Source organism: Hanstruepera ponticola (assembly GCF_012931685.1).
GTDB lineage: Bacteria > Bacteroidota > Bacteroidia > Flavobacteriales > Flavobacteriaceae > Hanstruepera > Hanstruepera ponticola.
Window position 1 is genome coordinate 1,147,831 of the sequence record NZ_JABANC010000001.1, and the last position, 12,832, is coordinate 1,160,662.

10 protein-coding genes are annotated in these 12,832 nt (G+C 32.8%); 8 read left to right on the forward strand and 2 right to left on the reverse strand.

Annotation, left to right across the window (positions count from 1 at the left end):
* The first annotated feature begins 10 nt into the window (after positions 1–10).
* Positions 11–2,383, forward strand: a complete 2,373-nt coding sequence (locus HGK31_RS05095) for a GAF domain-containing protein (RefSeq protein WP_191858754.1) — start codon at positions 11–13, stop codon at positions 2,381–2,383.
* Between the two features lie 18 nt (positions 2,384–2,401).
* On the opposite strand, the gene HGK31_RS05100 is transcribed toward HGK31_RS05095, so the two are convergent.
* Entirely contained in the window at positions 2,402–3,682 is a 1,281-nt protein-coding gene (locus tag HGK31_RS05100) for a Pycsar system effector family protein (protein ID WP_191858755.1), read from the reverse strand.
* Between the two features lie 154 nt (positions 3,683–3,836).
* Here HGK31_RS05100 and msrB point away from each other — a divergent pair, with 154 nt between their 5' ends.
* From msrB to HGK31_RS05135, 7 genes are all read left to right on the forward strand, one after another.
* Positions 3,837–4,298, forward strand: a complete 462-nt coding sequence (msrB, locus tag HGK31_RS05105) for a peptide-methionine (R)-S-oxide reductase MsrB (RefSeq protein ID WP_191858756.1) — start codon at positions 3,837–3,839, stop codon at positions 4,296–4,298.
* Positions 4,288–4,830: a peptide-methionine (S)-S-oxide reductase MsrA gene (gene msrA, locus HGK31_RS05110; protein ID WP_191858757.1), complete on the forward strand. Its 543-nt coding sequence runs from the start codon at positions 4,288–4,290 to the stop codon at positions 4,828–4,830. The genes msrB and msrA overlap by 11 nt, the downstream gene beginning before the upstream one ends.
* Entirely contained in the window at positions 4,827–5,075 is a 249-nt protein-coding gene (locus HGK31_RS05115) for a glutaredoxin family protein (protein WP_191858758.1), read from the forward strand. The genes msrA and HGK31_RS05115 overlap by 4 nt, the downstream gene beginning before the upstream one ends.
* Entirely contained in the window at positions 5,065–6,627 is a 1,563-nt protein-coding gene (locus HGK31_RS05120) for a protein adenylyltransferase SelO (protein ID WP_191858759.1), read from the forward strand. The genes HGK31_RS05115 and HGK31_RS05120 overlap by 11 nt, the downstream gene beginning before the upstream one ends.
* Before the next feature lie 24 nt (positions 6,628–6,651).
* Complete coding sequence (locus HGK31_RS05125) at positions 6,652–7,521, forward strand: acyl-CoA thioesterase (RefSeq protein WP_191858760.1); 870 nt, start codon at positions 6,652–6,654, stop codon at positions 7,519–7,521.
* Positions 7,518–8,207 carry a glycerophosphodiester phosphodiesterase gene (locus tag HGK31_RS05130; RefSeq protein WP_191858761.1) on the forward strand — a complete coding sequence of 230 codons (690 nt, stop codon included), beginning with the start codon at positions 7,518–7,520 and terminating at the stop codon, positions 8,205–8,207. Before HGK31_RS05125 ends, HGK31_RS05130 begins: the two co-directional genes overlap by 4 nt.
* 110 nt (positions 8,208–8,317) lie before the next feature.
* Positions 8,318–12,016, forward strand: coding sequence for a BamA/TamA family outer membrane protein (locus HGK31_RS05135; protein WP_191858762.1), 3,699 nt, complete (start codon positions 8,318–8,320; stop codon positions 12,014–12,016).
* Here HGK31_RS05135 and HGK31_RS05140 read toward each other — a convergent pair.
* Positions 12,013–12,819, reverse strand: coding sequence for a hypothetical protein (locus HGK31_RS05140; RefSeq protein ID WP_191858763.1), 807 nt, complete (start codon positions 12,817–12,819; stop codon positions 12,013–12,015). The genes HGK31_RS05135 and HGK31_RS05140 overlap by 4 nt on opposite strands.
* Positions 12,820–12,832: the final 13 nt, after the last annotated feature.

Consider the following 12,832-nt stretch of genomic DNA (forward strand, 5'->3'; position numbering starts at 1 on the left):
AATGAACAGGATGAATATTAACGATCAGATTGAGGCACCTTTCAAATTGCTTATTAGCTTTAATAGTGTTATTGAGCAATATGAAAATTTGCTAGATAGTCAAGATGAATCTTTAGCCATACGAGCTAAACAGGTTATGACTATCGCAGAAGAAAACCCAATTTTAAGAGAAGGGTTTTCAGATCCTGAACTGATAAATACCTACGATAATGAAATCAGTTTACTGTTAAAAGATGCCTTTAGTCCTATATTAACTAAAAATGAAATCAAAACAGCATCCATTCCATTTCAAGATTTTATTTTCAATTCATCGGAAAGATTTAAAAGTATTATAGAAACTGCTGGCGAAAACTTCGAGTTAAAAATGCAGAATATTCCAGAGCATGATTTTTATATAACAGCGTGTACAGCAATTTTAAATTTTCGTTACGGATATAATCTAAATTTTAAGCGACCATTATACTATAAAATACCTGACGGAAAAGGCGTTTTAAGAACCTATAAAATCTTATATAATGCTGATTTTACAGAGATTATTAAATCTGAAAACGCTCCTGAAATAACTGAAGCAGATTATTATGAACTATTAGATAATTTTGAAAACATTGAGCTTTGGAAACAAAAGTTTCCGCCGGAAAGTTATGTGTTCAAGGGATTCGTGATTTCTAATATTTTTGATGTGACTGATGATCAGTCAATATCCAATATAAAAGCCACATTAATAAGACAAGATAAACGTAAGGACGAGAGTTTTATGAATGACTTTCATGAAATATTTCGATCCTTATTGAATGTCAAAGATTTAGAAGTGGGCTTTTCAATTTATAATAAAGAAGAAGATACTTTTGAACGTGTTTATGGTGCTGGAATGAGCAGTTATTTACTAGATGATTTGGATGTTAAGGAATGCGCAGATGCTTTATGTGAATGGTCATATGATAAATTGTTGAAGCAAAATCAATACATTTCAATATCTGATGTTGAAGCAAGCACAAAACAAAACAAATCTTGTGCGCCTCATGTCAAAATACTACACAAACAAGGTATAAAGAGTGCTATTTTTGCTCCAATCGCCAATGATGACGAACTTATGGGTATTCTAGAATTAGTATCACATAAACCCAGAGTTTTAAATAGTATTGTTGCTAATAAGTTGGTAGATGTTTTGCCGTTTATTGTTTCAGCTGTTGAACGTTCAAAAGATGAGGAGCAAAATCTAGTAAAGGCAATAATTCAAAAAGAGTGTACAGCAATACATGACAGCGTTTTATGGCGATTTGAATCAGAAGCTAGACGATTCATTAAAAATGAAATGAATGGGAAGGAGGCTGTTTTTAATAAAATTAGTTTTAATAATGTCTATCCGCTCTACGGACAAATTGATATTCAAGGTTCCTCTGATGCTCGAAATGAAGCTACAAAACTAGATTTATTACAACAATTGGATTTAGCTAAAGGTATTTTGGAATTGGCTCTAGAAAAAGAACCCTTACCAATCTATGAGCAATTTTTATTTCAAATTGAAGACTATTCAAAACACTTGAAAACAAATTTTCAAGTTGATAGCGAACAAAAGATAATTAATTTCTTTAATCAGGATATTAATCCATTACTTGATCATTTTAAAAATGATGAATTGATAGCTTCAGCTGTTGATAATTATTATCTTCATATCAATCGCTCAATGAATGAGGTGTATGAACATCGTAAAGATTTTGATGATACCATTTCCAGTATCAATAAAAAAATGGCTGCTTTGCTAGATGAAAAGCAAATTCAAGCACAAGCCATGTATCCGCATTTTTTTGAACGTTATAAAACGGATGGTGTTGAACACAACATGTATATTGGTGAGGCAATTACTAGAGAGGATAGTTTTAACGACATATATCTCTATAATTTAAGACTTTGGCAATTACAAGTTATGTGCGAAATGGAAAATGCCTACTATCTGATGCGCCATAAACTACCAGTTGCTTTAGATGTAGCATCTATGATTTTAGTATTTAACAGACCGCTATCAATCAGTTTCAGAATGGACGAAAAACAGTTTGATGTGGATGGTACATATAATGCGCGATACGAAATAGTGAAAAAACGTGTTGATAAAGCAAAAATAAAAGGAACAGATGAGCGTATTACTCAAAAAGGGAAGTTAACCATTGTTTACTCGCACAAACAAGATGAACAGGAATATTTGAGATATATTGGTTTTTTACAAAACAAACAAATGCTTGACACAGATGTAGAGATTGTAGAGTTAGAGGACTTACAAGCAGTAACAGGTTTGAAAGCCATTCGTGTTAGTATTTTATACAGTAAAGATAAAAAGGATGAAGAGTTTTACACTTACGAAGATTTGATGACCGAAATTAGCTCTTAATCATTAACTCCTTTTGTTCTATATTACAAAGTCATTATTTTTTAAATGGCTATTATCATTGTAAGATGACGAATTCATAGTATCTTCAGGCAAGATTTCCTTAAATTCAGCTTCTGCTTCAGGACTAGATTTTACAGCAAAACCAAAAGCAATTACGGATATAATTATACCAGTCATAAATATGGTATAGGTAACTCTTAAAATACGATACTTGCGTTCTAAAACCTTACCTAAAAAATATAAATCCTTTGTCAATGATTTATAAACATAGTCCTTGTCCTTTAATAACTCTTCAATAGCCCATTCAAATTCTTTTAACTTCATTTTATGGAAATTTCCAAAAAAGGTAAGATTTACTTTTTGGTTCTCAACATCTTCTTTTGTGAATTCACCACTTGTTACATTGGGTCTTGTAGCCAAAATTGATAATATCATTGAAATAACACTTGATACTGTAAAAATAGCTGTTGGGTAAACTAGATATTCATTAGAATCTAATTTTGAAATTAAATTAGAAAGTACAAGCGAGATAATAATGGCATTAACAGACAATAAGATGTTAGCTTTGGTATCCGCTATATCACTTAATTTAATATGATTTCTTAAGGCTACTCTGTAAAAAGTCTGTATGCCACGTTCTGGGCTTTCATTTTTATATTTAGCTTTATATTTAGCTTTTATCTTTTCTTTTTTTATTTTTTTCAATCGCTTTTTTTTGTCTTTTATCAATTTAGATAAATTTTTATCTTTTTGCGACTGCCAATTTTTTAAAGCATATTCCGTGTAAAATTGATGTTTCTCTGAAAGGACTCTGATGTTTTCGTCAAGCCATTCAGTGGGAGAATATTCAGCAATATCTTGGATTTCTAATTCTTTTCTCAAAAACTCACTGGCTTCACTAAAGTATTTTTTTCCAAAATGTGAAGCATCAGCGTCTCTAATTATCTTGCCTAATTTAGAATGGGGAGTGTCCTTGAATTTAGTGTCCATTATACAAGCGTTTACAGCTTCAATTGTTTTTTCATCCACATTATGGTCTTTCAAGAAAGTAGTAGCAATTTTCACACTTTGTCCCTCATGTCCTTCTCTAGTTTTGATATAGCCCGTATCATGAAATAATGCGGCCAATTCCAGTATTTCGGCGTCAGATTTATTAACTTCAGTATGTTCTATTATTTCTCTAATACTTCGTAAAACACGTTCAGTATGCTTGTAGTTATGATATAAAAAGGACTGGTCTAACTCATCCTTAAATAAGTTAAAAACATAATCTTGGGCATTCTCTACCAATTTAGACATATAGACTCTAGATTTTTGAAATGACAAATTACTAAAAAAATAAAAATAATGTAACGTAATAGCAAATACTATTAACTGTAAGGAAATTCAAAATGATTCGTCTATATTTATCCTTAAGCATATTATTAATTTAGAACAGAAAGGAAACTTTATTATGCTAACATGGAAAGATGTTATCAAATTTGCAGTTAATGGAAACCCAACTCCAGACAATCGTGTAGAAAAAACTGAAAATGAATGGCGAAAACTATTAACACCTGATCAATTTCGAATAACCAGGTTAAAAGGAACAGAGCGACCTCATAGTGGTGATTTATGTAGCACTTATGATGAAGGAAAGTACAATTGCGTTTGTTGTGACACGCCGTTGTTCGATTCAACCATAAAGTTTAGTTCAGGTACTGGTTGGCCAAGTTTTACGCAACCAATTGCTGAAAACGCCATTAAATACGAAAAGGACGATTCATTTGGAATGGTTCGCGTTGAAGTTATGTGTAATACCTGTGATGCGCATTTAGGTCATGTGTTTCCTGACGGACCAGAACCCAGCGGACTTCGATATTGCATTAATTCTGAATCCATGATTTTAGATAAGGAGGCTCTAAATGACAACTAAAAAGTTACAACAGGCAACACTGGGAGGTGGTTGCTTTTGGTGTACTGAAGCCGTTTTTCAAGAAGTTAAAGGCATAGAAAAAGTTATTTCAGGTTATTCCGGTGGAAATGTGCCAGGACATCCAACATATCGTGAGATATGCTCCGGATTAACTGGTCATGCTGAAGTCATTCAAATTACTTTTGATGCCAATACAATTTCTTTTGCAGATATTTTAGTGGTTTTTATGACAACTCATGATCCAACAACGTTAAATCGTCAAGGAGCAGATAGAGGTACGCAATACCGTTCGGTTGTTTTTTATCATGATGATGAACAAAAAGAAATTGCTGAAGAAGTCATAAAGCAACTAAACCCATATTACGAAAATGCTATAGTAACAGAGCTTTCGCCTTTAGATGCTTTTTATGAAGCTGAAAAAGAGCATCAAGATTACTATAAAAATAATAGGGAACAAGGATATTGCAGTTTTGTGATTACTCCAAAGTTAGCTAAACTTCGAGCATTACATGCTGATAAATTGAAATCATGATATTAAAATTATATGGTTCTAAAGAGTGCCATAAATCAAACTATTATAAAACATTTTTAGAAACACGTAATTTACGTTACGTGTTTCTTGATGTTATAGATAATGAATCTAATGCTGAAGAATTACGTAACTTGTATGACAATAGAAAACTCAATTTTCCTACTATATTACTTGGTAAAAAGAAATTGCGAAACCCTTCAGATTACGAACTCGACAAATGGATTAATAAATTAAATGAGTCTTAAGATAAAAAACAAATTTACGGCTGAATTACCAGCAGATGAGAATTTAGAAAATTCAAGACGGCAAGTTTTGAATGCATGTTATTCTGAAGTAAAACCAAGAAAAACCTCTAACCCTGAATTAATTCACGTATCACCAGAACTTGCTGAAACACTTGGTTTTGAAAAAGATTTTATTCACTCCAAAGAGTTTTTAAACATTTTTTCGGGTAATAAAGTTATTGAGGGTTCAACATCTTACGCCATGTGTTATGGTGGGCATCAATTCGGATCTTGGGCAGGACAATTGGGTGATGGTCGTGCTATAAATTTAGGGGAAATTGAGCACAAAAATAAATCATGGGTTTTACAGTTAAAAGGTGCTGGAGAAACGCCTTATTCAAGATCTGCCGATGGTTTAGCAGTTTTGCGCTCGTCAATTCGTGAGTATTTATGTAGTGAAGCTATGTACCATTTAGGTGTACCAACAACTCGAGCCTTGTCTTTGGTATTAACAGGTGATCAAGTATTACGCGATATTATGTATGATGGTAATCCTGATTACGAAAAAGGCGCAATTGTTTGTCGCGTTTCCCCATCTTTTTTAAGATTTGGGAACTATGAAATTTTCACCGCAAGACAAGATATAGATACATTAAAAACCCTATTAAATTTTACAATAAAACACCATTTTCAGCATTTAGGAAAGCCTTCAAAAGAAACATACATTCAGTTTTTTAGAGAAGTGATGGAACGTACCCTTTCCATGATTATACATTGGCAACGTGTTGGATTTGTTCATGGTGTTATGAATACTGATAATATGTCCATTTTAGGTCTAACAATCGATTATGGACCGTATGGTTGGTTAGAAGGATTTGATTTTGGCTGGACACCAAATACAACGGATAGCCAGCATAAAAGATATCGTTATGGAAATCAACCAAATATTGGTTTGTGGAATCTTTATCAATTAGCTAATGCCTTATATCCATTAATTGAAGACCCAAAACCATTAGAAGAAATACTAAATGATTATAAATCAGTTTTTGAAGTGAAATCATTAGAGATGATGCGTTCTAAATTAGGATTAGAATTAAAACAGGAAAATGATTTAAAATTAGTTCATGAATTAGAAACTGTTTTGCAACTTTCAGAAACCGATATGACTATTTTTTTTAGAAATTTAGCAAATCTGAGAAAGGATGATTCTGAATCTGGAATACAGGTTATTGAAGATGCTTTTTACATACCAAGTGACATTTCAGATAAAATTAGACAATCCTGGAAATCTTGGTTAAATAAATACAAAGAAAGACTTCAAGAAGAAACGTTAAGTGATAATGATAGAAAGACAAAGATGAATTTGGTTAACCCCAAATATGTACTACGAAACTATATGGCTCAATTAGCTATTGATGAGGCTGATAAAGGTGATTATAGGTTAATAAATGAATTATATACATTACTGAAGAAACCCTATGACGAACAATCAGAATATGCAAAATGGTTTGTTAAACGCCCAGAATGGGCTAGACATAAAGTTGGATGTTCTATGCTATCATGCAGCTCTTAATTATATTTGTACAAAAAGAATTTTATGACATCAGTAACTGATTTATTAAACATACTTCATCTAGATCAACAAGACGATAATACCTTTTTAGGAATAAGTAAAACGGTTGGTAGCCCTAATGTATTTGGAGGTCAAGTTTTGGCACAGGCTTTGAATGCTGCCTACCGTACCATTAAAAACGGACGCGTTTTACATTCTATGCATTCCTATTTTTTGGAGGCTGGAGATTTAGAATTACCTATCAACTACCAAGTAGGTATAATGCGAGATGGTGGAAGTTTTTCAGTAAGGCGTGTTACAGCGAGTCAAAATGGTAAAACCATATTTATTTTATCAGCTTCATTTCATAAAAATGAAAAGGGACATGAGCATCAAATTGAAATAAATCAAAACGTAAAAAGCCCAGAAGAATTAATGAGTTGGTCAGATTTATTAAAAACTTATGGTGAATTATTACCAAAGAGAACCAAAACGTTTCTGGAAATTCCAAGACCAGTTGAGTTTAAACCAACGGTAATTAATAATCCACTTGAAAAAAAAGATTTACCACCTGTTCTAGACGTATGGTTTAAGTTAAAAGGTGATGTTAATGATTTAGACTTGGCGTTGAGTCAACAAATTTTGACCTACATTTCTGATTATAATATTTTGGCGGTTGCTATACAACCTCATGCAAGTAAAGCACATTGGGGAAATTTACAAACAGCTAGTTTAGATCACTCAATGTGGTATTATAGAGATTTTGATTTTTCTGATTGGTTGCTATTCTCGTTAGAGTCACCTAACACCTCTAATGCTAGAGGCTTTGCAAAAGGCAATATTTTTACTAGAGAAGGTAAATTGGTCGCTTCAGTAGCTCAAGAAGGACTTATGCGACCTATGGACAAAAAATGAAATCACAAATATTAAATATTGGTCATCGTGGCGCTAAAGGGCATCTAGCAGAAAACACACTTGAGTCTATTAAAAAAGCTTTAGAAATTGGTGTTGACGGTATAGAAATAGATGTCCATAAGTGTACTTCAGGCGAGTTGGTGGTATTTCATGATTTTACATTGGATAGAGTGACAAATGGTTCTGGTGAAGTTTCAAAGCAATCGCTTTCACAATTAAAACAATTAAAGGTGTTGGGTAAGTATGAAATTCCAACATTAATTGAAGTTCTAGATTTGATTGCTGGTAAATATCTCATAAACATTGAGCTTAAAGGTAAAAACACAGCTTTAGGAACATTTGAAACCGTCATGGATTATGTGCAAAATAAAAGCTGGAAATATAATCAATTCTTGGTGTCTAGTTTTCAGCAGAATGAATTACAAAACCTATATAATCTCAATAAGAATATACCGCTTGCTGTTCTAACTAAAGCTAGTGTTTCTGATGCTATTCAATTTGCACTAACTGTTCAAGCTCATGCTATTCATCCTAATTTTGCTTTGGTAACCATGGACAATGTTAAGGCTGCTCATGAAAAAGGCTTAAAAGTAAATACCTGGACAGTAAATGAAAAAGAAACCATTGAAAGAATGAAAAGTTATGGTGTTGATGGTATTATCAGTGATTTTCCCAATCGTTTTTAGAATCAAATTGTGTTAAAGGTCAATTTTATATTGATAGCATTAATACAAATTTGTTTTAGTGCTATCTTTGATTTTTTAGGATATTAAAAAAGGAAGCAATAATTTTTTAAATGAAGAATTACAAGATTTTACTAACATTTTTAATTATAATAATTTGTAATTCATGTGCTACATTTAAAGCACAGTATAAGGACAACGATTACCAAGTGACTGCTTTTCCAGACAAGGAAATAGACAGAAGATTTTATTTAATAGGAAATGTTGGTGCAGTAAATGACCAAACGGAGATATTAAATGTTTTTAAAAAGCATTTAAAAGAAAATGCTACTTCAAGAGACTTTGCTCTTTTTTTAGGTGATAATAGTTATCCTGATGGTTTTCCATCAAAAGAATCAAATAAAAGACAATCCGCTGAAGATGTCATTAATAAACAAGTTGATGCAATTCAAGATTTTAAAGGGAAAGCCTTATTTATTCCTGGTCATTTAGATTGGAAAAAGGAAGGTGTAAAAGGTTTAAAGAGACAGGAAAAGTACATTGAGGATATTTTAGGTAAAAACCGTTTTCAGCCGGAAAATGGATGTCCTTTAGAAAGTATTGATGTAAGTAAATCAATTCAGTTGATTGTCATTGATACGCAATGGTATTTGGAGGATTGGGATAAAAACCCCACAATGAATGATGAATGTGAGATAAAAACCCGTGAACGCTTTTTTGTTGAGTTAGAAGGTGAAATTAAAAAGGCAGGAAACAGAACAATAGTTCTTGCTATGCATCACCCAATGTTTACTAATGGTATTCGTGGCGGATTCTATCCTGCGAAAAAGCATATTTTTCCTTTTAACAATTATATACCATTACCTGTAATTGGCTCCTTAATAACACAAATAAAAACACAAGGCGGTGTTTCTACTCAAGACCGTTACAATGAACGTTATAATGATTTAATGCGTCGTCTTGAAACGTTGGTCTATGAGGAAGAAAAGCTTGTTTTGGTATCTGGTCACGAACACACCTTGCAATACATAGAAAATAAAACCATAAAACAAATTGTTTCTGGTTCAGGATCAAATGAGTCAACAGCTGTTCTGGCAAATAACGGTCTGTTTAGTTATGGAAAAAATGGTTTTGCAGAATTAACTGTTTTTAAAGATGGAAGTAGTTGGGTAAGGTTTTATGGTGTTAATGACAATAAATTAAATTTGTTATACCAAAAAGAAGTAATTCCACCTGTTGAGCCCTATAATGTGTCCCAATTACCAGATACATTTCCAAACTATGCTGAAGTTTCAATTTATAGTAACGAAGAAACCGATAAGTCAGGTTTTTATAAATATGTTTTTGGAGATCATTACCGAAGCTTATACAGTACAAAAATTAAAGCCAAAGTAACTACTTTGGATACCCTTTATGGAGGCCTAGAGATTGTAAGAAAAGGAGGCGGACATCAAACACGTTCTTTACGATTAAAAACCAAGGATGGGAGGGAGTTAAACATGCGTGCATTAAAAAAAAGTGCGACACAGTTTTTACAAACGGTTCTGTTTAAAGACACTTATATCATTGATCAATTTGAGGAAACTGCTGTCGAGGATTTCATTATGGATTTTTATACTGCTGCGCATCCTTATGCCTTTTTAGCAGTTCCAGATTTGTCTGATGCGGCGAAGATATATCATACCAATCCCAAGTTGTATTTTATTCCCAAGCATAAATATCTAGGGGATTATAACGCTGAATATGGCGGAGAGCTTTATATGATTGAAGAGCGACCTGAAGAAAATTATGCTAATGAAAGAAATTTTGGCTATGCTGATGATATTGAAAGTTCTCATGATATTATTGAGAAAATAAGAGAAGATGAAAAACATAAAATTGACGAAGTAACCTTTATAAGAGCGCGACTGTTCGATATGCTTTTAGGTGATTGGGATAGACACCAAGATCAATGGCGTTGGGCGCAGTTTGATTTGGAAAATGGAGATAACCTATTCAAGCCTATTCCAAGAGACCGAGACCAAGTTTTTTCTAATTTTGATGGTGCACTGTTAGATGTTGCCAAAGTAGCAGCTGGAGCAGCAAAACAACTCCAGACTTTTGAGGAAGAACTAAAAGATGTTAAATGGATTAACAATGTTGGAATTCGATTAGATCGTGTGTTAATTCAGCAATCAGGTAAAAATGTCTGGTTGGATCAAGCCGAACTTTTACAGGAATATATAACGGATGACGTTATTGAGCAGGCACTTTCAAAAATACCAATTGAGGTTCAAGACGAAACATTTCAGGAAATAAAAACAAACCTAAAAGCAAGACGTAATAGCCTTAAGGATATTGCAGAGCGCTATTATAATTACATGGCTGAATTGGTTGTTTTAACCGGAACAGATAAAGACGATTACATCGAAATTATTAGAGAAGAAAACAATCAAACGCGTGTAATAATATCCCGAATTATCGATGGCAAGAAAGAAGAGGTGATTGTTGATAGAGTATTTGATAAAGCTATTACCAAAGAACTATGGGTTTATGGTTTAGACGACAAAGATATATTCGAAGTAACTGGAAATTCTAAAGGGCTTATTTTTACACGTTTAATTGGAGGACAGAACAATGATACTTACATAATCAAAAATGGACGTCGCATAAAAGTGTATGACCACAAAACAAAGAAAAATACTGTAGAAGAAAAAAATGGCGCGTCGTTCAAGTTTACCAACATATATGATCTCAACCATTTTGACTTTAAAAAAAATATACTGCGCTCAAGAGTTATGACACCTAATATAGGGTTTAATCCAGATGATGGCGTTCTGATAGGTTTGTCTTATGCAAGTACCATTAAAGGTTTTAAACGAAATCCATTTTCGCAACAACACAAAATAAAAGGAGGTTATTATTTTGCAACAGGAGGCTTGACATTAGATTACAACGGCGAATTTGCAAATGTGTTTGGTGATTGGAATTTAAGCATTGGAGGTTATTTGGCAACTGAAAATTTCACTTATAACTTTTTTGGCTTTGGAAATGAAACTCAAAATAGGGATGATGATTTAGGCATGGATTATAACCGCGTGAGGACAGGAATTTATGGCGTGGATTTTGGCGTAGTAAAAAGAGGGCATTTTGGTAGTCAATATGGTTTTAAAACCATATTTCAAGGAATTGAAGTTGAGGACACCAATGATAGATTTATTACTGATGTTGTCCCAGCAACCAATTCTGAATTCTATGAAAGAATGTTTTTTGGTGCCATTGAAGGAAACTATGAGTACAGCAGTTTTGATAGAAAAATAAATCCTACACGAGCCATGGCCTTTGATATTCATTTGGGAACAAGATCGAATTTAGAAGACATTGAAGATAATTATGGTTACTTAAATACTAGTTTGGGATTTTATAATGCTATTTCTAAAAACAGAAAACTTGTATTGAAAACAGATGCCAAAGCACAATTTAGATTTGGTGATAATTATACTTTTTATCAAGCTGCAAATATAGGTGGAAATAATGGGTTGCGTGGTTACCGAAATCAACGCTTTACTGGTCAACATGCTTTTATTGGTAGTGCCGATTTAAGATACAGTTTTAATTCGTTTAAAACAGGTATTTTGCCATTGCAAATAGGTGTTTTTGGTGGTTTCGATGTAGGTCGAGTTTGGTTAGATGATGAAGCATCAAAAAAATGGCATAATGATTATGGGCTTGGAATTTGGGTCGCTACTGCTGAAAGTCTAGCAGGAACCGTAAATCTTTTTAATGGTAGTGATGGTTTGAGATTTTCCTTCGGTTTTGCTTTAGATTTTTAGTCTAAATTATAGGAATAGATATTCCCGCCATGACTTCCTTGTAGTTCGTCAGTAATTAACAATTGGTTTTTACCAAAGAAGCAAATGCCTTCTTTTTGTGAACTATGCTTAAAATCTAACATTTTTTTATTCCCTTTAAAAAAATCATCACCCTTAAAATTTGAAAAGTGCCAAGCTTTATCATGATTTAACAAAACGATTGATTGACCATCTTCACTAATATCAGCCGATGTGATTTTAGAACGCTTACCAGTGATTTCAAATTCGGTCACCAGTTCTGCAGTATGCAAGCTTTCAATATTTGGAACTTTTATAACGACACCTTTTTTATGCTCCTTACTGAAAATATAAAAATGATTCCTAAAAAGAAAAAAAGCTTCAAAATCTTTGGACTTCATTTTTTTGGGTAGTTCAAAATCAATTTTTGTTGCAACTGCTTTATCTGAAATAGTATTAATGTTGGCTATTTTATAAATGGTAAAAACATCACGTTTTTCATTGTTGTTACCAAAATCACCAATATATATCGTATTGTTATTATCAGTAGTTAAATCCTCCCAATCTTTATTCTTTGCATTTGTTATGGTAATTTCACGTTCTACTTTTCCGCTAAAGTTTATGCCATATAAAACATTGTCGTTTCCGGCGTCTTCTATCAACCATAGTAAATCTGAATTAGGAAATTTTTCAACAGCACTTATTTCTGGGAGATCAGAAGGCAAGTCTGCAATCACATCAAGGTTACCAGTACTGCAGGAAATGAAACTCAAAATACCTACTAAAAGAAATTTTTTAATATACAAACTCAATTTTTTT